Source organism: Clostridium sp. ATCC BAA-442, assembly GCF_964239415.1.
Classification (GTDB): domain Bacteria; phylum Bacillota; class Clostridia; order Oscillospirales; family Oscillospiraceae; genus Flavonifractor; species Flavonifractor plautii.
Genome location: NZ_CAXSQB010000022.1, coordinates 33,504 through 54,434, shown reverse-complemented (window position 1 = coordinate 54,434; position 20,931 = coordinate 33,504). Strand labels below are relative to the sequence as shown.

20 protein-coding genes are annotated in these 20,931 nt (G+C 61.8%); 18 read left to right on the top strand and 2 right to left on the bottom strand.

The features are described from left to right. Nucleotides 1-66 precede the first annotated feature (66 nt). The 15 genes from pheT (at nt 67) to ACESY8_RS10905 (ending at nt 14,766) form a co-directional block, all read left to right on the top strand. Complete coding sequence (gene pheT / locus ACESY8_RS10975) at nt 67-2,784, top strand: phenylalanine--tRNA ligase subunit beta (protein ID WP_195494609.1); 2,718 nt, start codon at nt 67-69, stop codon at nt 2,782-2,784. 119 nt (nt 2,785-2,903) lie between these two features. Then, a complete protein-coding gene (locus ACESY8_RS10970) occupies nt 2,904-3,152 on the top strand; it encodes an IreB family regulatory phosphoprotein (protein ID WP_007489300.1) in 249 nt (82 codons plus the stop codon). 128 nt (nt 3,153-3,280) lie between these two features. Then, nucleotides 3,281-3,982, top strand: a complete 702-nt coding sequence (locus ACESY8_RS10965) for an ATP-binding protein (protein WP_498794740.1) — start codon at nt 3,281-3,283, stop codon at nt 3,980-3,982. Nucleotides 3,983-4,274: 292 nt separating this feature from the next. Next, nucleotides 4,275-4,769: a 5-(carboxyamino)imidazole ribonucleotide mutase gene (gene purE, locus ACESY8_RS10960; protein ID WP_021631513.1), complete on the top strand. Its 495-nt coding sequence runs from the start codon at nt 4,275-4,277 to the stop codon at nt 4,767-4,769. A 1-nt stretch (nt 4,770) separates the two neighbouring features. Beyond that, entirely contained in the window at nt 4,771-5,490 is a 720-nt protein-coding gene (purC, locus tag ACESY8_RS10955; protein WP_009256995.1) for a phosphoribosylaminoimidazolesuccinocarboxamide synthase, read from the top strand. 3 nt (nt 5,491-5,493) lie between these two features. Beyond that, nucleotides 5,494-6,915, top strand: coding sequence for an amidophosphoribosyltransferase (locus ACESY8_RS10950; RefSeq protein WP_054338289.1), 1,422 nt, complete (start codon nt 5,494-5,496; stop codon nt 6,913-6,915). Nucleotides 6,916-7,143: 228 nt separating this feature from the next. Continuing rightward, entirely contained in the window at nt 7,144-8,184 is a 1,041-nt protein-coding gene (gene purM, locus ACESY8_RS10945; RefSeq protein ID WP_007489309.1) for a phosphoribosylformylglycinamidine cyclo-ligase, read from the top strand. An 11-nt stretch (nt 8,185-8,195) separates the two neighbouring features. Continuing rightward, complete coding sequence (gene purN, locus ACESY8_RS10940; RefSeq protein WP_044940427.1) at nt 8,196-8,819, top strand: phosphoribosylglycinamide formyltransferase; 624 nt, start codon at nt 8,196-8,198, stop codon at nt 8,817-8,819. Between the two features lie 21 nt (nt 8,820-8,840). Further along, nucleotides 8,841-9,032, top strand: coding sequence for a hypothetical protein (locus ACESY8_RS10935; RefSeq protein ID WP_009256998.1), 192 nt, complete (start codon nt 8,841-8,843; stop codon nt 9,030-9,032). A gap of 22 nt (nt 9,033-9,054) precedes the next feature. Beyond that, on the top strand, nt 9,055-9,681 hold the full coding sequence (locus ACESY8_RS10930; RefSeq protein WP_054338288.1) for a hypothetical protein: 627 nt from the start codon (nt 9,055-9,057) through the stop codon (nt 9,679-9,681). 154 nt (nt 9,682-9,835) lie between these two features. Continuing rightward, the gene (locus ACESY8_RS10925) at nt 9,836-10,549 is read left to right on the top strand and encodes an IMP cyclohydrolase (protein ID WP_288858877.1); all 714 of its coding nucleotides are present in this window, start codon (nt 9,836-9,838) and stop codon (nt 10,547-10,549) included. Nucleotides 10,550-10,630: 81 nt separating this feature from the next. Beyond that, nucleotides 10,631-11,803, top strand: coding sequence for a phosphoribosylaminoimidazolecarboxamide formyltransferase (locus ACESY8_RS10920; protein WP_498794739.1), 1,173 nt, complete (start codon nt 10,631-10,633; stop codon nt 11,801-11,803). Beyond that, nucleotides 11,803-12,579 carry a TraX family protein gene (locus tag ACESY8_RS10915; protein WP_009257002.1) on the top strand — a complete coding sequence of 259 codons (777 nt, stop codon included), beginning with the start codon at nt 11,803-11,805 and terminating at the stop codon, nt 12,577-12,579. The genes ACESY8_RS10920 and ACESY8_RS10915 overlap by 1 nt, the downstream gene beginning before the upstream one ends. A gap of 10 nt (nt 12,580-12,589) precedes the next feature. After that, nucleotides 12,590-13,846 (top strand): phosphoribosylamine--glycine ligase, encoded by a 1,257-nt coding sequence (purD, locus tag ACESY8_RS10910; RefSeq protein WP_021631523.1) that lies wholly within the window; start codon nt 12,590-12,592, stop codon nt 13,844-13,846. Between the two features lie 116 nt (nt 13,847-13,962). Beyond that, nucleotides 13,963-14,766: a helix-turn-helix domain-containing protein gene (locus ACESY8_RS10905; protein ID WP_054338286.1), complete on the top strand. Its 804-nt coding sequence runs from the start codon at nt 13,963-13,965 to the stop codon at nt 14,764-14,766. 92 nt (nt 14,767-14,858) lie between these two features. Here ACESY8_RS10905 and ACESY8_RS10900 read toward each other — a convergent pair whose 3' ends face one another. Both ACESY8_RS10900 and ACESY8_RS10895 read right to left on the bottom strand, forming a co-directional pair. After that, a complete protein-coding gene (locus ACESY8_RS10900) occupies nt 14,859-15,293 on the bottom strand; it encodes a GNAT family N-acetyltransferase (protein WP_434307674.1) in 435 nt (144 codons plus the stop codon). Nucleotides 15,294-15,383: 90 nt separating this feature from the next. Continuing rightward, entirely contained in the window at nt 15,384-16,106 is a 723-nt protein-coding gene (locus tag ACESY8_RS10895) for a hypothetical protein (protein WP_054338284.1), read from the bottom strand. Between the two features lie 230 nt (nt 16,107-16,336). Between ACESY8_RS10895 and ACESY8_RS10890 the strand changes: the two genes are divergently transcribed. Genes ACESY8_RS10890 through cas8c form a run of 3 tightly spaced genes read left to right on the top strand, consistent with a single transcriptional unit; the run spans nt 16,337 to nt 20,931 of the window. Continuing rightward, nucleotides 16,337-18,466 carry a CRISPR-associated helicase/endonuclease Cas3 gene (locus tag ACESY8_RS10890; RefSeq protein ID WP_054338283.1) on the top strand — a complete coding sequence of 710 codons (2,130 nt, stop codon included), beginning with the start codon at nt 16,337-16,339 and terminating at the stop codon, nt 18,464-18,466. A 21-nt stretch (nt 18,467-18,487) separates the two neighbouring features. Then, nucleotides 18,488-19,150 carry a type I-C CRISPR-associated protein Cas5c gene (cas5c, locus tag ACESY8_RS10885; protein ID WP_138306930.1) on the top strand — a complete coding sequence of 221 codons (663 nt, stop codon included), beginning with the start codon at nt 18,488-18,490 and terminating at the stop codon, nt 19,148-19,150. Beyond that, a complete protein-coding gene (cas8c, locus tag ACESY8_RS10880; protein ID WP_498794738.1) occupies nt 19,036-20,931 on the top strand; it encodes a type I-C CRISPR-associated protein Cas8c/Csd1 in 1,896 nt (631 codons plus the stop codon). Before cas5c ends, cas8c begins: the two co-directional genes overlap by 115 nt.

The following is a 20,931-nucleotide window of genomic DNA, read 5'->3' as shown; positions in this document are numbered from 1 at the left end:
TAATATCCGCCCCTACACCCGGAATCCGTCCGAGGTAAAACAAGAATAACAAGGGAGTTTTCATATATGAACTTATCTCGCAAATGGCTGGAGGAATTCGTCCATGTGGACGCCTCCGACAAGGAGTTCGCCGAGGCTATGACCCTGTCCGGCTCCAAGGTGGAGCTGACCCACGATCTGGGAGAGGAGATCTCCAACGTGGTGGTGGGCAAGGTGCTGTCTATGGAGCGTCACCCCGATTCCGACCACATGTGGATCTGCCAGGTGGACGCCGGCCGGGAGCAGCCGGTGCAGATCGTCACCGGTGCCTGGAACGTCCATGTGGGCGATCTGGTACCCGTAGCCCTGCACAAGTCCACCCTGCCCGGCGGCAAGAAGATCGAGAAGGGCAAGCTGCGCGGCGTGCTGTCCGACGGCATGCTGTGCGGTCTGGCCGAGCTGGGCCTGGACGAGCGGGACTTCCCCTATGCCGCCATCACCCCCGCCGCCATTCTGGGGGACTACAAGCCCCTGGACAAGGACAAGCCCTCCATCTCCGCCGACATTCAGCCCGGCGACAAGATCTACGGCCCCGTGGTGTGCGCCAAGGTGCTGGAGTGTGAGACCCAGCCGGACGGCTCCTTCCACACCTGCGCGGACATCGGAACCGGCACGGTCTGCCCGGACACCGCCTGCCCCAACCTGCACGCAGGCGACCTTGTGGCCTACAACACCAAGACCGGCAGCTACTGTACCCTGGACGACCTTCACGCCCAGCAGGCGGAATTCCCCCACTGCATCCCAGACGGCATCTTCATCCTCCGCGAGGACTGCAAGCCCGGCGACGATCTCAAGCCCGTCATCAACGCCGACGACCACGTAGTGGAGTTTGAGATCACCCCCAACCGGCCCGACTGCCTGTCCGTCATCGGCCTGGCCCGGGAGGTGGCCGCCACCTACGACGCCCCTCTCACCCTCCACGAGCCGGTGGTGAAGGGCGGCGGCCCCGGCGTGCTCACCGAGCTGCTGGACGTGGAGACCCCGGCGGCCGACCTGGTGCCCCGGTACACCGCCCGGATGGTGCGCAACGTGAAGATCGCCCCCTCCCCCAAGTGGATGCGGGAGCGGCTGCGCTCCATGGGCGTGCGCCCCATCAACAACATCGTGGATATCACCAACTACGTCATGCTGGAGTACGGCCAGCCCATGCACGCCTTCGACTACCGCTATGTGAAGGGCGGCAGGATCATCGTCCGCCGGGCGGAGGAGGGCGAGGAGCTGACCACCCTGGACGGCCAGGTGCGCAAGCTCAACGCCAACCACCTGGTCATCGCCGACGAGACCCGGGCCGTGGGCCTTGCGGGCATCATGGGCGGCGAGAACAGCGAGATCGTCTCCGACACCGCCGACGTGGTGTTCGAGTCCGCCTGCTTCGACGGCACCTGCATCCGCAAGGGCGCCCTGGCCCTGGGCATGCGCACCGAGGCCAGCGCCAAGTTCGAAAAGGGCCTGGATCCCATGAACACCCTTCCCGCCGTCCAGCGGGCCTGCGAGCTGGTGGAGCTGCTGGGGGCCGGCGAGGTGGTGGACGGCGTCATCGACATCCTCAACTATGTGCCCCAGCCCCGCACCATCTGCATGGATCCGGAGCGGGTGAACGCCCTGCTGGGCACCGACATCCCCGCCGCGGAGCAGTACAAATATCTGGAGCGGGTGGAGATCCACACCGAGCAGCATGACTTCCCCGACGGCCCCGCCAACGTGGTCATCCCCTCCTGGCGCGCCGACGTGGAGGGCATCGCCGATCTGGCCGAGGAGGTGGCCCGGTTCTACGGGTACAACAACATCCCCGTCACCCTTATGCGGGGCCAGACCACCCTGGGCGGCTACTCCGCCGAGCAGAAGCTGGAAAACCGGCTGGGCGCGCTCTGCCGCGCCTTCGGGTATGACGAGATCATCACCTACTCCTTCATCTCCCCCGCCTGCTACGACAAGATCCGCTGGCCCCGCGACTACTCCGCCCGCAAGAGCTTCCAGATCCTCAACCCTCTGGGGGAGGACACCTCCATCATGCGCACCACCACCCTACCCTCCATGCTGGATATCCTGACCCGCAACTACAACTACCGCAACAAGTCCGCCAGGCTCTATGAGCTGGCCCGGGTCTATCTGCCCGGCGGGGAGGACGGCCTGGCCAACGAGTCCAAGGTGCTCACCCTGGGCGCCTACGGCGGGGACATGGACTTCTACGCCATGAAGGGGGCCGTCGAGGCCATTCTCAAGGACATCCGGGCCACAGATATCCATTTTGAGGGTCCCACCGGCGCGCCCTCCGACGCCTCCTACCACCCCGGCCGCTGCGCCACCGTGTGGAGTGGCAGCGACTGCATCGGCATCTTCGGCCAGATCCACCCCCTGGCGGCCCAGAACTATGGCGTGGACGCCGAGCTCTACTGCGCCGAGCTCTCCTTTGACGAGCTTCTGAACGCCAAGGGCCCCGATCCTGAGTACGTCCCCCTGCCCAGGTTCCCCGCCGTCACCCGGGATATCGCCGTGGTGTGCGGGGAGAAAGTCACCGTGGGCGCTCTGGAGGACTGCATCCGGCGGGGAGCCAAGGGCCTGCTCAAGGAGGTTGCCCTGTTTGACATCTACCGGGGCAAGGGCGTGGATGAGGGCAAGAAGAGCGTCGCCTTCAACCTCACCCTCCGCGCCGACGACCGCTCCCTCACCAGCGAGGAGGCTGATGCCGACGTGAAGGCAGTTTTGGAGCTGCTGGAGCAGGAGCTGGGTGCTGTTTTGCGGTGAGCCCCTTCCGCGTCCGGTCGAAATCTTAAAGAATCATAAATTTTAAGTCATCCCCTTTACAGCGCGTCCTTTTTCCGCTACAATGGGGAACAGAATGATACACGGGGAGGTGTACCGATATGGAGATGGACTACACCCGCAAATTCAGCATCCAAAACGACAAGGACCCAGAGATCAAGAAGATCCTCTCTTCCGTCTACCAGTCCTTGCAGGAAAAGGGTTACAATCCCATCAACCAGATCGTGGGGTACATCCTCTCGGAGGACCCCACCTATATCACCAACTACAACAACGCCCGCGCCCTGATCCGCAAGCTGGACCGGGACGAGCTGCTACAGGAGCTGGTGAAGCAGTATCTGCGCGATTGATTGTGTTCCATCCAACGTGGGCTGTCGGTGACAGCGCACGTTTTTTCTTTTTTATTGCACCTGCAACATACAACGGCCCGTCCCTTTGTTAGAATAGGCCCAGAAACCGACGAAGGAGGCGTTTTCCCATGAAACGCAGAATCATTCATATCGAGGAATCCAGGTGCAACGGCTGCGGCCTGTGCGCCGCCGCCTGCCACGAGGGCGCCATTGAGATGGTCAACGGCAAGGCCCGTCTCACCCGGGAGGACTACTGCGACGGGCTGGGGGACTGCCTGCCCGCCTGCCCCACCGGGGCCATCACCTTTGAGGAGCGTGAGGCCCCCGCCTACGACCATGCGGCGGTCTTGGCCGCCACGGCGGCCAGGGCCGCGGACACGCCCCTGCCCTGCGGCTGTCCCGGCAGCCAGAGCCGGGCCATCCGCCGGCCGGAAGCCGCCCCCACCGCTGGAGATATCCCCAGTGAACTGCGCCAGTGGCCGGTTCAGATCAAGCTCGCTCCGGTCAACGCGCCCTACTTTGATGGCTGTGATCTTCTCATTGCTGCCGACTGCACCGCCTACGCCTACGGCGCCTTTCACCGGGACTTTATCCGGGGCCGGGTGACCCTTATCGGCTGCCCCAAGCTGGACGAAGGGGACTATAGTGAAAAGCTCACCGCTATTCTGGCTCAAAACGACATCCGCAGCGTCACCGTTGTACGGATGGCGGTCCCCTGCTGTGGGGGCATCCAGCGGGCCGCCGAGCGGGCCGTGTCCGCCAGCGGTAAACCGCTCTCCCTCCATACGGTCATTGTGGGCACCGACGGCACGCTGCTCCGCCAGGCTTGACACACACTTTACAATTGTGTCTTCTGTTTTTCCGGCGAAACTTGTATAAGCATACGAATTTCCGCCCCCTCCCTTGCAAAGCCCCCGGGAATTCGATATATTATACTCATTCTGGGACAGGGAGGTAGAGCCATGACGCCGGTGCACGAACTGCGCTCTGGGGTTTGGATCATCAATGGTTCCCGCCTGTCCAATTTTCGGCGGTAATTAAGTGCAGGGTATCTGTGTAAGCAGATACCCTGATTTATTTTATCGTTGCCTAAAAATTTATTTGGCGCTACAGGAGGGTTTTATGAGCAAAAAAGTTGCCGTCATTATGGGTTCCGACTCAGATCTGGACACCATGCGCCCCTGCATCCAGCGGCTCAAGTCCTTTGGCATCCCCACAGAGGTCCACATCATCTCCGCCCACCGTACCCCCGCCGCCGCCGAGCGCTTCGCCTCTCAGGCAAGGGAGAACGGCTTCGGTGCGATTATCGCCGCAGCGGGCAAAGCCGCCCATCTGGCCGGTGTGCTGGCCGCCTATACCACCCTGCCCGTCATCGGCGTGCCCATCAAGACCTCTATGATGGGCGGGCTGGACTCCCTTCTGTCCATGGTACAGATGCCCAAGGGAATTCCCGTGGCCTGCGTGGCGGTGGACGGCGCGGACAACGCCGCCATTCTGGCCGCCCAGATGCTGGCCCTTTCCGACGAGGCCCTGAGCGACCGGCTGGTGCAGTTCAAGGCCGGCATGGCCGCCGAGGTGGAAGCAAAGGATCATAAAATCCAAATGGAGGAGTTTTAATATGTCTTACGAGAAACTGGAGCAGCTCTACGAGGGCAAGGCCAAGAAGGTCTTCGCCACCAGCGACCCCAATGTTGTGATCGTGTCCTACAAGGACGACGCCACCGCCTTCAACGGCCTGAAGAAGGGCACCATCACCGGCAAGGGGGCCATCAACAACCGCATGACCAACAACCTGATGCGCCGCCTGGAGGAGAAGGGCGTGCCTACCCACTATGTGGAGGAGCTCAGCGACCGGGAGACCGCCGTGAAAAAGGTGTCCATCGTCCCCCTGGAGGTCATCATCCGCAACATCTCCGCCGGCTCCTTCGCCAAGCGCTTCGGCGTGGAGGAGGGCATCGTGTTCGACGCGCCCACCATCGAGTTCTCCTACAAGAATGACGACCTGGGCGATCCCCTCATGAACAGCTATCACGCCCTGGCCCTCAAGCTGGCCACCCAGGAGGAGATCGACCTGATCAAGAAGTACGCCTTTGCGGTCAACGACCTGCTGCGGGGCTTCATGAAGGAGATCGGCATTGATCTGGTGGACTTCAAGCTGGAGTTCGGCAAGACAGCCGACGGCACCATTGTGCTGGCCGACGAGATCTCCCCCGACACCTGCCGCCTGTGGGACGAACAGACCCACGAGAAGCTGGACAAGGACCGTTTCCGCCGGGACATGGGCGGGGCCGAGGAGGCCTACGAGGAGGTCATGCGCCGCCTGATGGGGGATCAGTAATCCATGGGCGGTTTCTTCGGCGCGATTACCAAGCAGGACTGCGTGCTGGACGTGTTCTTCGGTACCGACTACCACTCCCACCTGGGCACCAAGCGGGGCGGCATGGCGGTCTACGACCGGAAGGATGGCTTTCAGCGGCAGATCCACAACATTGAAAACACCCCCTTCCGCACCAAGTTCGACAAGGATCTGGCGGAATTTCACGGCTGCTCCGGCATCGGCTGTATCAGCGACACCGATCCCCAGCCCCTGCTGGTGCGCTCCCACCTGGGCCTGTACGCCATCACCACCGTGGGCATCATCAACAATGCCGACGCGCTGGTGGAGCGTTATTTCTCCGACCACGGCCACCAGTTCATGGCCATGAGCTCGGGTAAAGTCAACGCCACCGAGCTGGTGGCCGCCCTTATCAACCAGAAGGACGATCTGATCTCCGGCATCCGCTACGCCCAGGACGAGATCGACGGTTCAGCCACCATTCTCATTCTGGACGCCGACGGCATCCTCGCCGCCCGTGACAAGCTGGGCCGCCTGCCCGTGCTCATCGGCCAGGGCGAAAACGGCTGCTGCGTCTCCTTCGAGTCCTTCGCCTACCATAAGCTGGGCTACCATGACGCCTACGAGCTGGGCCCCCGGGAGATCGTACGGGTCACGGCCGGCGGCTGGAAGACCCTCTCCCCCGCCGGAGAGCAGATGAAGATCTGCGCCTTCCTTTGGACCTACTACGGTTACCCCAACTCCAACTACGAGGGGATGAATGTGGAGGTCATGCGCTACCGCAACGGGGAGATCATGGCCCGGGACGAGGTGCACCGGGGCCAACTGCCCAAGGTGGACTATGTGGCCGGCGTGCCCGACTCAGGCGTGCCCCATGCCATCGGCTTTGCCAACCGCAGCGGCAAGCCCTTTGCCCGCCCCTTCGTCAAATACACCCCTACCTGGCCCCGCTCCTTCATGCCCACCAGCCAGGAGGCCCGCAACCAGGTGGCCAAGATGAAGCAGATTCCCGTGCCCGAGCTCATTGAGGGCAAGAAGCTGCTCTTTGTGGACGACTCCATCGTCCGGGGCACCCAGCTCCGGGAGACCGTGGAATTCCTCTACGAGTCCGGCGCTGAGGAGGTCCACATGCGCTCGGCCTGTCCGCCCGTCATGTACGGCTGCAAGTACCTGAATTTCTCCCGCAGCAACTCCGACATGGAACTGCTGGCCCGGCGAACCATCCAGGAGCTGGAGGGGGACGAGGGGCAGCAGCATATCGAGGAATACGCCGACGCCTCCACGGAGCGCGGCAGATGCATGCTCCGCGCCATCTGCGAGAAGCTGGGCTTCGACTCTCTGGGCTACCAGTCCCTGGACGGCCTGCTGGAGGCCATCGGCATCGACCGGGACAAGATCTGCACTTACTGCTGGACGGGGAAGGAGTAAAAAAACCTCCAGGAGGGGACGCTGTGCCCCCTGGATACACCCCCTCACCCGCGCACGGCGCAGGTGGTTGCCCGCCGATGGCGGAGCAAGCAGCGGCGTCCCGCGGCGAACTGAATTCACCTGCGGACCTCTTTTGCAATTCTTTTACCCGCAAAGCGGGTAAAACTCTGCAAGGCTTTTTCCTCTATCCCAGTGCCCCATTTCCTCATTTTAAATGGAGGTTTTGACATGAAGAACTCCCATTCCGAATCCTACGCCGCCGCCGGCGTGGACGTTACCGCCGGCTACGAGGCGGTCAACCGCATCAAGCCCCTGGTGGAGTCCACCTACATTCCCGGTGTCATGGGCTCTCTGGGCGGCTTCGGCGGCCTGTTCGCCCCCAATGTGGCGGGCATGAAGAAGCCCGTCCTGGTCTCCGGTACCGACGGCGTGGGCACCAAGCTGAAAATCGCCTTTCTCATGGATAAGCACGACACCGTTGGCATTGACTGCGTGGCCATGTGTGTCAACGACATCATCTGCTCCGGGGCTTCTCCCCTGTTTTTCCTGGACTACGTGGCCGTGGGAAAGAATGTGCCCAGCCGCATCGAGGCCATTGTCTCCGGCGTCACCGAGGGCTGCCGTCAGGCCGGCTGCGCCCTCATCGGCGGGGAGACCGCCGAGATGCCCGGCTTCTATCCCGAGGACGAGTACGATCTGGCCGGCTTCTCCGTGGGTCTGGTGGACGAGTCCGACATGATCGACGGCTCCACCCTCTGCGAAGGGGATCTGCTCATCGGCCTGTGCTCCAACGGCGTCCACTCCAACGGCTTCTCCCTGGTGCGCAAGGTGCTGCTGGACAACCCCAAGGCTCTGGATATCTATGTCTCCGAGCTGGGCCGCACCATCGGCGAGGAGCTGCTGCGCCCCACCCACATCTATGTAAAGTCCATCCAATGCCTGCGCCAGCACGGCGTAACTGTCAAGGCCATCAGCCACATCACCGGCGGCGGCCTGTATGAGAATGTGCCCCGCATGATGAAGGAGGGCCTCACCGCCCGCATCCGCACCGCCTCCTACCCCGTGCCCGCCATCTTCGAGCTCATTCAGAAGTCGGGTGACATCCCCGTGCGGGACATGTATAACACCTTCAACATGGGCATCGGCCTGGTCATCGCCATCCCCAAGGATCAGGTCGGCCACGCGCTGGACGTGCTGGCCCGGGCGGGCGAGCAGTCCTACGTCATCGGCGACGTGATCAAGGGCGACGCCGGCGTGGAGCTGGTCTGAGGGCAGGGCGCATGGTACGAATTGCCGTCTTGGTTTCCGGCGGGGGCACCAACCTCCAGGCACTGATCGACGCCCAGAGCCGGGGTGAGCTGAAAAACGGCCGCATCGCCGCCGTGCTCTCCTCCCGGCCCGACGCCTACGCCCTGGAGCGGGCCGCCCGGGCCGGCATCCCCGGCTATGTGGTGGCCCGGAAAGACTTCGCATCCAACCGGGAGATGACCATAGCCCTGGTGGACAAGCTCCGTGAGCTGAATATCGGGCTGGTGGTACTGGCCGGCTTCCTGCACATCCTTACCGGGGAGATGGTGGCCGCCTTCCCCAACGCCATCCTCAACGTCCACCCCGCCCTGATCCCCTCCTTCTGCGGCGCTGGCTACTACGGCCTCCACGTCCACGAGGCCGCCCTGGCCTACGGCGTGAAGCTCACCGGCGCTACCGTCCACTTCGTCAATGAAGAGCCCGACGGCGGCCCCATCGTCCTTCAGAAGGCGGTGGAGATCCTGGAGGGGGACACCCCCGAGGTACTCCAGCGCCGGGTGATGGAGCAGGCAGAGTGGCATATCCTCCCCCAAGCCGTCTCCCTGTTCTGTGAGGGGCGGCTCCGGGTGGAGGGAAGGATCGTCCATATTTTATAATTTCATAGGAGGTATGGAGACATGAGCGATCTGCGTCTTCTGGCATTTGTCCTCAGCGGCGGTTTTCTGTTCCTAGGCGGGATCTGGCTTGGCGGAGACTACGGTCTTGCTCTGTTGCTGCTTGGCTTGGTCGTTCTGCTGGTTCCTGTTGTTCTGGCGTGTATTTCCCTGATCCGCTGGCTGGTACCTCCTAGCCAAAGCTCTCATGAGTAGTCCAGGTAGGAGATGTCTTCATATGAAACGAACCGCAGTCATTGTAATCCTATCTTTGCTTGCAGCATTCGTATTTTCTGCCTGCGCGCCCGCAGCCCCCAGCGGTCAAACGCCTGAATTTTTGAATGACATCGGGAAAACACTCATCGAATTAAAAAATGAGCATCCAGAAGGCGAAATAATTGAAAGCTTAGATTCATCCCCAGATTGTGCCGCTATATGCTTTGGGGAGCCGGAGGCGGAATATGCTTATTACTTTTTCGGAACGCAGAGCGGCGATTCTGAAAAGGCCATGAGCGAATGTGAGGAACAGCTGAAATGTGCGGGCTTTGTCACCACCGCAAACATACTTTTCCCAGACATGGAAGATGACATGTCCTTTGAAGATTTTTTCTCCTTGATCGGTGTGGACGATTATGAGTATTTCGGGGAAGATACACTTGCAGCAGGTTGGTTAAGATTCACGTATCAAGATATGGAAGTAATGGTGAATACAAACGAAATGACTCCTAGCCGCGGGTTACATTTTAATTTTACAGGAGAAGAAATCGTGAAGCGTGATGCTCCGGTGTCGATTGCAGACCCAGAAATATTAAATAGCAATAGTGACCTAGCGGGTGCAGTTATGTTCGATGAAACTATTTTGTGAGAACATATTGCTGCAACTGGTGTGTGTGCATTTCTTTCTCAAGGGGTTGTCGAAATAATACATCCCCCTGTCTGTACACTTATTTCAAGAATTCCTCACAAATGTTACATTCAACAAGGCAATAACAGTATGATATCGTAGAATGGAGATTATCATGAAAAACCTGGATCTTACCACGCTGCTGCGCGGCAACCCCTATCCCGGACGCGGCATCGTGCTGGGCAGCTCCCCCGATGGGGAGAAGTCCGTCATTGCCTATTTTATCATGGGACGCAGCGAGAACTCCCGCAACCGGGTCTTCGTCGAGACCCCCGACGGTATCCGCACCCAGGCCTTTGACCCCTCCAAAATGACCGACCCCTCCCTCATCATCTACGCCCCCGTGCGGGTGTTCGGCACCTCCACCATTGTCACCAACGGCGACCAGACCGACACCATCCGCGAGGGGCTGGCTGCGGGCAAGACCTTTGCCCAGGCCCTCCACACTCGGACCTTTGAGCCCGACGCCCCCAACTACACCCCCCGTATCTCCGGGCTGGTGAAAAAGAACGGCGACTACACCCTGTCCATCCTCAAGAGCGCGGACGGCGCTCCCGCCTCCTGCCGCCGGTATTTCTTCGCCTATGAGGCCCCCCGTGCCGGGCAGGGCCATTTCATCCACACCTACATGGGCGACGGCACCCCCCTGCCCTCCTTTGTGGGGGAACCGGAGCAGGTGGAAATCCCCTGCGGCACCCCCGCGGAGCTTGCCGACCTGTTGTGGGACAGCCTCAACGCGGAGAACAAGGTCTCTCTCTTTGTGCGCTACATCGACCGGAAAACCGGAGATTGGGAGACTGTGATCAAAAACAAGCATGCATCAGCCTGACGGACGGCCGCAGGCCGCCTCAGATACACACAGTCCGAGGGCGGCCCGCGGCCGCCGCTCACTTGACGGAGGTTTATCGCAATGACAGAACTGGAACTGAAATACGGCTGCAACCCCAACCAGAAGCCGGCCCGCATCTTTATGGAGGAGGGCGAGCTGCCTATCCAGGTGCTCAACGGAAAGCCGGGCTACATCAACTTTCTGGACGCCTTCAACTCCTGGCAGTTGGTGAAGGAGCTGAAGGAGGCCACCGGCCTGCCCGCCGCCGCATCCTTCAAGCACGTCTCCCCCGCTGGCGCCGCCGTGGGTACCCCCCTCACCGACGTGGAGCGGAAAATCTACTTTGCCGAGGATATGGAGCTCTCCCCCATCGCCTGCGCCTATGTCCGCGCCCGGGGTGCCGACCGGCTGTGCTCCTACGGCGACTGGGCCGCCCTCTCCGATGTGTGCGACGCCGACACCGCCCGCTACCTGGCCCTGGAGGTATCCGACGGCGTGATCGCCCCTGGCTACACCGACGAGGCCCTGGCCATCCTCAAAACCAAGCGCAAGGGCGGCTATAATGTGGTGCAGATCGACCCGGACTATGCCCCCAAGGCCGTGGAGCACAAGGACGTCTTCGGTATCACCTTCGAGCAGGGCCGCAACAGCTTCGCCATCAGCGAGGCCCTGCTGGACAACATCGTCACTGACAACAAGGAGCTGCCCGAGTCCGCCAAGCGGGACATGCTCATCGCCCTCATCACCCTGAAGTACACCCAGTCCAACTCCGTCTGCTATGTGAAGGACGGCCAGGCCATCGGCGTGGGCGCGGGCCAGCAGAGCCGCATCCACTGTACCCGTCTGGCGGGGAACAAAGCGGACAACTGGCTCCTGCGGCAGCATCCCAAGGTGCTGGGCCTCTCCTTCGTGGGCGGCATCCGCCGCCCCGACCGGGACAACGCCATCGACGTCTACCTCTCCGACGAGTACGAGGACGTGCTGGCCGACGGCGTGTGGCAGAACACCTTTAAAATCCGGCCCGAGGTGCTCACGGCGGAGGAGAAAAAGGAGTGGATCGCCCGCCAGTCGGGCGTGACCGTGGGCTCCGACGCCTTCTTCCCCTTCGGCGACAATGTGGAGCGTGCCCGCAAGAGCGGCGTACAGTACATCGTCCAGCCCGGCGGCTCCATCCGGGACGACCATGTCATCGCCACCTGCAACAAGTACGGCATCGTCATGGCCTTTACCGGTATGCGGCTGTTCCACCACTAATGGAGGCACACCGCTACGGTCTGAGCGCCGCCGCTCTCAAATATCTGGCCGCGCTGTTTATGCTGGTGGATCATATCGGGATGGTCTTCCCCACCATGCTGACCGAGCTGGGCCTGCCCACCTGGGCGGATGGGCTGCCCCGGCTCATCGGGCGGCTGGCCTTTCCCATTTTCGCCTACTTCGTGGCCGAGGGCTGCCGCCGCACCCGCTTCTTCCACCGCTATCTCATCCGGCTGGGAGCGTGTGCCCTTCTCTCCCAGGCGCCCTTCACCCTGGCCACCGGCGTCTGGGGCGGAAGTGTGCTCCTCACCTTCTTCCTCAGCGCCGGAGCCATCTATGGCTATGAGCGTCTGTCCAAAGCAGAGCACGGCCCAGCCGTGTCGGCCATTCCCCTGTTCGCGGCCTGTGCGCTGGCACTCCTGCTCAACGTGGACTACGGCTTCCCCGCCGTGCTCCTGATCTTCGCCCTTTACCTCTGCGGTGATAATCGCCGCCGAAAGCTGCTCTGTCTGGGAGCCGGTCTGGCTCTCCTCTATCTGCTCTACCAGCCCCTGATAGGGCTGCTCTCCCTCCCACTGTTCCGGCCGGACTGGATGGCGGGCTATCTGCTCCATGCCCTCCCTGTGTTTGCTCTCTACGCATTGTGCGCCGAGGCATCCCTCCTTCTGTTGGCCTGGTACCGTGGGCAATTGGGTGTGCAGAGCAAGTGGTTCTTTTATGTGTTCTATCCCGCGCACCTGCTGGGCCTATGGGCCCTGGGGCTGGCGCTGAATTGAGGTGTAAGCAATGAATGTTTTGATTGTCGGCGGCGGCGGGCGGGAGCACGCCATCGCCTGGGCACTGTCTAAAAGTGAGCAAGTGGAACAACTTTACTGCGCCCCCGGCAACGGCGGTATCGCCGCCCTGGCCCAGTGCGTCCCCCTCTCCGCCACCGACGTGGATGGAGTGGTCGCCTGGGCCCAGACCCATTCCATTGATTTTGTGGTGGTGGCGCCGGACGATCCCCTCGCCCTGGGCATGGTGGATGCCCTGGAGGATGCGGGCATTCCCGCCTTCGGCCCCCGGGCGGACGCCGCCATCATCGAGGCCAGCAAAATCTTTTCCAAGAATCTGATGGCCAAGTACCACATTCCAACCGCAAAGTATCAAACCTTTACAGAGCTCGCCCCTGCTCTGGCCTACATTGAGGCCGAGGGCGCGCCCATCGTGGTGAAGGCTGACGGCCTGGCCCTGGGCAAGGGCGTTATCGTGGCCCAGACGGTAGCCGAAGCCCAGGAGGCCGCCCGTTCCATGATGGACGGCCGCAAGTTCGGCCAGGCCGGCGCCAGGGTAGTCATCGAGGAGTGTATGACCGGCCCGGAGGTCACCGTGCTGGCCTTCTGCGACGGGGAGCATCTGGTTCCCATGCCCTCCTCCCAGGATCACAAGCGGGCCTTTGACGGCAACCAGGGCCCCAACACCGGCGGCATGGGCGCCATCTCCCCCTCTCCCAACTACACGCCTGAGGTGGCCCGCCGCTGTATGGAGGAGATCTTCCTGCCCACGGTGGCCGCCCTCAAGGCGGAGGGCCGCCCCTTCCAGGGAGTGCTCTACTTTGGCCTGATGCTCACCCCCGACGGCCCCAAGGTGGTGGAGTACAATGCCCGCTTCGGCGATCCCGAATGCCAGGCGGTGCTCTCCCTGCTGGAGACCGATCTGCTGGACATCTTCCTGGCCTGCCGTAACGGCACTTTGGACCATCTGAACATCCGGTGGAAGGACGGGGCGGCCTGCTGCCTTGTGCTGGCCTCCGGCGGCTACCCCGGCTCCTACGCCAAGGGTCTGCCCATCACCGGCCTGGAGGATGCCGGACAGCAGGCCGTGGTTTTCCATGCGGGTACCAAACTGGGAGACGACGGCACGGTGTTCACCAACGGCGGCCGGGTGCTGGGCGTCACCGCCACCGGGCCGGATCTGAACGCCGCGATCGACAGCGCCTACGCCGCCGCGGGGCACATCCACTTCCAGGACATGCACTTCCGCACCGACATTGGCCGGGTTTGAAGCCCTTGCGCCCCAAGGGGTGCTACTGCTGGTTGTCAAATTGGATGCTCCGGTTGGTTGCGTCTATCCGGGCCGTTCTGCTAAGATGAGCCCAAGAAAAAAGGAGGTTCATCACCATGGAATTTCGTGAACGGCTCTACCAGCTCCGCAAAGGGCGGGGCATTTCCCAGGAGGAGCTGGCCCACACCGTAGGGGTCTCCCGGCAGGCGGTACAGAAGTGGGAGGCGGGGGCCGCCACCCCGGATCTCAACAACCTGTCCGCCTTGGCCGACTATTTTGCCGTCAGTTTGGACTATCTGGTACGGGGAATCGAGCCCGAAAAGCCCGCAGCCCCTTCCCCTCAGCAGGCTGTCATCCAAAACTACTATACAGGCTGGAGCTATGAGTTCCGCAGCCGCCGCACCCTCCTCGGCCTGCCGCTGGTGCATATCAACCTGCGGGATCGTGGGCTCTGCCGGGCCAAGGGAATTATTGCCATCGGCAACGTGGCCACCGGTTTTCTGGCCATTGGCGGTTTTTCCGCCGGCCTGCTGTCCATCGGCGGCCTGGGTGTCGGACTGCTGACCCTGGGCGGACTGGCCGTGGGGATCGCCGCCGCGGGCGGACTGGCCGCCGGTCTCCTGCTTGCCCTGGGCGGCGGTGCGTTCAGCCTGGGGCTGGCACTGGGCGGCTGCGCCGTCAGCCAGTCTGTCGCCGTCGGCGGGGCGGCGGTGGGGCAGTACGCCGCCGGAGGCGCCGCGCTCGGCTCCACCCTTGCCATCGGCCAGGACGCCCAATCCTCCTCCGGCGGGCTGGCCCTCACCCTGGACCAGCTCCGCGCCTATGGTGGGAATACCGAGGCCCTGTTCCAGATGATCCACGCCCAGCTCCCCGAGGCCCCTGAGTGGGTCGTCCGCCTGCTTCTCTGCGTTTGTCCCTGAAAAAGAGCCCTTGCGCGGCCGCGCAAGGCCTCTTCCCTTATCTGTCTTCTCTGTAAGCTGAACTGTGTCCACCCGTCCCGGTGCCCCTATCATCACCGTTGAGAAATCTCCATGTATAGAAGGGGATACGGCGCTCCCTGTTCATCGCAGTCTGTCCTTTTATATACACAGAATCCCATGTGCTCATAAAAACCCTTTGCCTCTGGGTTCTGTTCATTGACCGTCACGCTCTTAACCCCACAATGCTTCATCCCATATTCAACGAGCAGCCTTCCCAAGCCGTTTCCCCGTTTGTCCGGAACGAGAAACAGCATTTCAAGGCGGCCGCCATCTACTCCCATAAATCCGACCGGAGCTCCGCTTTCCTCTCTGGCGATGACAAGCCTTGGAACCAAATTCAGCGCCCCGGGAACGTATTCCTTGATCTGTTCTATTTCACGGCTGGATAAAAAGTGGTGCGTTGCCCTCACGGACTGCTCCCAAATTTTCAGAAGCTGCTGGAGCAATACAGGCTGCCGTTCCTTCACTTCCGCTATTTCCGTATCCTCACCCCATTTGATTGCATTTCCAACATCAGCCTGCCACACAAATGCTGCGGCTTCGGTCAGCCGGCTTGCTTATTTCTCATCCAGTGGGAGTGGGTCCGGTGCACGGTGGGGCAGCTCGGCACAGCAGGACTTGGTCAGCTTGTCCAGTCCCTCATCCTGGCGGGCCAGCTCCCCGGAGATCTGCTCCAGCGTCTGCCGCACCTGGTCCAGCTCTCCACAGGCCCTGGAAACCGCCGCGTCCATATCAGCGCGCAGGCGGCCGTAATTCCCCTGTACCCGGTTCAGCCACTGCTCCACCTCGGCCCGTGTCTTGCGGATGCGCTCCTCCGCCTCCGCCTGAACCGCCTGGGCGCGGCAGTGGGCCTCCAGCTCGATACCGGCGGTGCGGTCCTTCACCTTCTCATAGGCCGCCGCTGCGGGCCCCGCCTTGGCCAGCTTTTCCTCGCTCTCCTTCAGCTGGGCCTCGGTATCGGCCAACCGCTGCTTCGCCTTCTCCAGCTCTTCCTCCAGCAGGGAGATCTCCAGCTTGCGCTCCTCCGCCTCCTTGTGGGCGGCGGCCAGCTCCTCCCGCAGGGCCTGGAGCTCCTTCTCCTTGGCCTCCGTCTGGGCCTGGGCCGCGGCGGTCTCCTCCGCCTGGGCCGCCTTGGCCGCCTCGGCTTCCGCCAGCTCCCGCCGGACGGCCTCCAGCTTCTCCCGGTGCTCCTGGTTCGACGTCTCAATATAATTCAGCACATCCTGCTTCTGAAACCCGCCAAAGGTGGACGTGCGGAACTGAAGTTCGGTGTCGCTCATACGGCACACCCCTTTTCTACAGAATCAGAGCTATTTTATCACAATTCCCGCTATAACACAAGCGCCACCCAGACCATAGCTATCTGCACAATTCTTTCTTCTCTCTACTTGCGGTTTTGCGCAAAATCAACTATAGTTATAGTTGGCATTACGGCAAAATGTCCGGTCTATCGGGCTTATCCGGCGGTATTCTACGTTCAGAAACATTTGAGAACGGAGGTAGTTTTCCCATGACCTATCTGGCCCACATTGCCGGCGACGGCCGGAAACAGACGGCGGCGGAGCACCTCAACGGGACGGCGGAGCGTTGCGCCCTCTTTGCCGCTCCCTTTGGCGCGGAGGAGCTGGGTCGGCTGGCCGGCCTGAGCCACGACCTCGGAAAATACTCCATGGAATTTCAGCGCCGCCTTGCCGGCGGCCCCAAGGTGGATCACGCCACCGCCGGCGCCTTTGCCTGCTGGCGTATGGGGCAGCCTCTGGCTGCCTTTGCGGCGGCGGGACACCACGGCGGCCTCCCGGACGGAGGCACTCAGGGGGACTCCCCGGATGCCGGAACCTTTTTGGGACGGATGAAGCGCGCGGAACGGGGCATGCTGCCCGACTGCTCCCCCTGGACGGAAGAGATCGCCCTCCCCTCCCCCGCTCCTCCCCCCTGCGGCGCGGAGCCGCTGTCCCTGATGTTCTTTACCCGGATGCTGTTTTCCTGTCTGACGGACGCGGATTTCCTGGACACGGAGGCCTTTATGGACGGCTCCCCCCGGCCGGAGCACCCCGCCCCTCTGGATGACCTTTGGGAGCGGCTCCAGCGCCATATCTCCGGCTGGTTTCCCCCTCAGGGAGAGCTGAACTCCCGCCGCTGCGCCGTTCTGGAGCAGTGTATCCGGATGGGCAAAACCCAGCCCCCCGGCCTGTTTACCCTCACCGTCCCCACCGGGGGCGGAAAGACGGTGGCCTCTCTGGCCTTCGCCCTGGCCCAGGCTAGGGCCAGGGGACTGAGGCGGATCATCTATGTGATCCCCTACACCTCCATCATCGAGCAGACCGCCCAGGAGTTCCGAACCATCCTGGGGGCGGAGAACGTGCTGGAGCACCACTCCAACGCCGCCTATGAAATCGACGCCGAGGCCACTCCAAAAACGGTCCGCCTGGCCCAGGCCGCGGAGAACTGGGACATGCCCGTGGTGGTGACCACGGCGGTGCAGTTCTTCGAATCCCTTTATGCCAACCGCCCCTCCCAGTGCCGCAAGCTTCACAACCTGGCCGGAAGCGTCATTCTCTTCGACGAGGCCCAGCTGCTCCCCCTTCCCTGCCTGCGGCCATGCGTCCACGCCATCGCCCAGCTGGTTCAGCATTATGGCGCATCCGCCGTCCTCTGTACCGCCACCCAGCCCGCACTGGGGCCGCTCTTTGCGGAGTTTCTGCCCGGCCGTCCGGCAGTGGAGCTCTGTCCGCCGGAGCTGTGTCCCCCGGAATCCTTCCGCCGGGTGTGCTTCCGCCAGGCGGGCCGGCTGGACTGGGATACACTGTCCGGACAGCTCCAGCAGCACGAGCAGGTGCTCTGCGTTGTCAACAGCCGCAAGAGCGCCCAGGAGATCTTTACGCGGCTCTCCGGCGAGGGGAACTTTCACCTCTCTACCCTCATGTATCCCGCCCACCGGCGCGCCAAGCTGGAGGAGATCCGCCGCCGGCTCAAGGGGGGCCTCCCCTGCCGGGTGATCTCCACCTCCCTGATCGAGGCCGGGGTGGATGTGGACTTTCCCGCGGTGTTCCGGGAAAAGGCGGGCCTGGACTCCCTCCTCCAGGCCGCCGGCCGGTGCAACCGGGAGGGCAAGCGCCCCGTCTTGGAGAGCATCGTCACCCTTTTCCGGGGGGAGGCCGCCCCGCCGCCTCTGTTTCAGACCGCTATCGGCGCGGGCCGCATGGTGCTGGAGCAGTATGACGACATCGCCTCCCGGGAGGCGATCCAGGCCTACTTCCATATGTTCCTGGAACTGAATGGGGCGGAAGCGCAGGACAAATATGGTATTTTATCTAAAATTGACGAGAATTGGTTCCCCTTCCAGTCCGCGGCGGAGCGCTTCCACATGATCGACAGCCCCACCCGGACGGTCTACATCCCATTGGGCGCAGGCGCGGAGCTGGTCGGACGGCTTCGGGCCGGAGAGCGGAGCCGGACGCTGTTCCGCCAGCTCGGCCAATACGGCGTATCTATCTACGAAGAGCACTTCGCCGCCCTGGATCAGGCCGGGGATCTGGAGCGGCTGGAGGATGGCTCCGCTATCCTTGCCACCCCGTCCCTCTATTCGGAAGAAACCGGGCTGTCCCTGGAGGCGGACTGTGGAAAGGGACTGTTTATCTGAGAAGAAAAGGAGTGAACGCCTATGTCCATTCAGCTGGAGGTTCGGGGGGATTATGCCCTCTTTACCCGCCCGGAGATGAAAGTAGAACGGGTGAGCTACGATGTCATGACCCCCTCCGCCGCCAGGGGGTTGGTGGAGGCTATCTACTGGCATCCTGGGCTGAGGTGGATCATCGACCGCATCCATGTGTGCGCTCCCATCCGCTTCACCAACCTGCGGCGCAACGAGGTCAAGTCCACTCTCTCCGCCCGCTCGGCCCGGACGGTGATGGAGCGGGGCAAGGGGGAGCTGTATCTGTGCACATCCGACGACATACAGCAGCGGGCCGCCCTGCTGCTGCGGGATGTGCGGTATGTCATTGAGGCCCATTTCGACATAACCAGTCAGGCCTCCCCTGGAGACAATCCGGGCAAGTTTCAGGACATTGTCAAGCGCCGCATCAAAAAGGGGCAGTTCTATCACCAGCCCTGCTTCGGCTGCCGGGAGTTTCCAGCCCATTTCCGCTGGTGCGAGGAGCTGCCCCCCTGCCCGAATGAACTGGTGGGAGAGCGCGATCTGGGCTGGATGCTATGGGACATGGACTATACAAATCCGGAGGATATCCGCCCCCTGTTCTTCCGCGGCACCCTGCGGGACGGAGTGCTGGAGGTGCCCGCCCGGGAAAGTGGGGAGGTGCGGGGATGATTTTGCAGGCACTGACTGACTACTATGAGACACTCTTAGAACTTCCACCCAACAAGTCAAAACCACCGCGTTTCGGATGGAGCCAAACAAATGTGCGGTTCGCTGTTTTTATCAATTCCGCAGGGACATTAAAAAACATCACCCTATTAGAAAGTGATACAAATAAAAACGGTCGCCCCACAGCAGTCCCAATGCAATTAAAACGCTCTGGAACAAAGCCGCCACCCTATTTTTTGTGCGACACCGCCACATATGTTCTCGGTATTGATAAGGAAGGAGAAATAACAGCACGCTCCAAAGCCTATTTTGCTGCGTTTTCCAGCTATAACAAGGACATATTATCCCACATCGATTGCCTGGAGGCCCGCGCTGTCATTAACTTTTTGGACAACTGGGACATCGAGTCTGCACTTAGCAATCCAATCGTTCAAGACGCCCTTCCATACGACTTAGGAAAAGGAAACCTCGCTTTTTATATTACAGACACAAATACATGGGTGTTGGACAGTCCAAAAATTCAAACTGGTTGGGATATGTACTATCAGGAAAGTAGTACGCAAGGATGCCTTGGAGTCTGCTTGGTCACTGGGAAGGATGCTCCAATCGCCCGCATCCATAACAGCATAAAGAAACTCCGTACGTCTTCACGCTCTCCTAATGGCTGGACCCTTGTGGGGTTTGACAAAGGAAGTCCCGCCTTTTCATCCTACGGGAAAGAACAAGGATATAATGCCCCTACCAGCGAATATGTCGCTTTCGCCTACACCACCGCCCTCAACCACCTGCTGGACGACCGGGAGCACGTCTACCAGCTCGGGGACGCCACCGTCGTCTGCTGGGCCAGAGGTGGCGGCGACGCCTACCAGGCCTTTTTCGGCGGGGCTCTGCTGGGGGCGCCGACGCCGTACAGCGCCGCGGATCTCCGCGGCATGACCGCACAGCTGTGCCAGGGAATCCCCGTGGACTTTCAGGAGGACAAGCTCGATCCCAACATGGATTTCTATATCCTAGGCCTCTCCCCCAACGCCGCCCGGCTGTCAGTGCGCTTTTTCCTCCACAATACCTTCCGGGGATTCCTGGAACACATCCAGTCCCACTACCGGCGGCTGGAGATCATTCGCCCCTCCTATGACAAGTTTGAGACCCTGCCCATCTGGAAGCTGCTGGACGAAACGGTAAACCAGAACGCCCGGGACAAGTCCCCCGCCCCCGATCTGGCCGGCGAGGTTCTGCGGGCGGTGCTGAACGACACCCGATATCCGGCCACGCTGCTCAACGGCGTCGCCCTCCGCATCCGGGCGGAACGGGAGGTCACCCGGGGCCGGGCCGCCATTCTGAAAGCCTATTACACAAAGCTGGCCGAGAGTACCGGCCGCGAACATCCTGATATACCGGAGGAGGTCTTACAAGTGTCTCTCAATCCTGACGCCACCAATGTCTCCTATCTCCTGGGGCGGCTGTTCTCCGTGCTGGAGGCCGTCCAGGCCGCTGCCAACCCCGGCATCAACGCCACCATCCGCGACAAGTATTTCAGCGGAGCGTCGGCTACCCCTGCCGCGGTATTCCCCGTCCTGGTCAATCTGGCTCAGAAGCATCTGAAAAAGCTGAACGCCGCCAACCGCGGTCTCTCCATCGCCTATGAGAAGCAGATGACCGAGCTACTCTCCAAGCTGGGTACGGAATACCCCGCCCACCTGAATCTCCCCCAGCAGGGTTCGTTCCAGCTGGGTTACTATTTCCAGACTCAGGCCCGCTATCAGAAGAAGAAGGAGGAGAAGTAA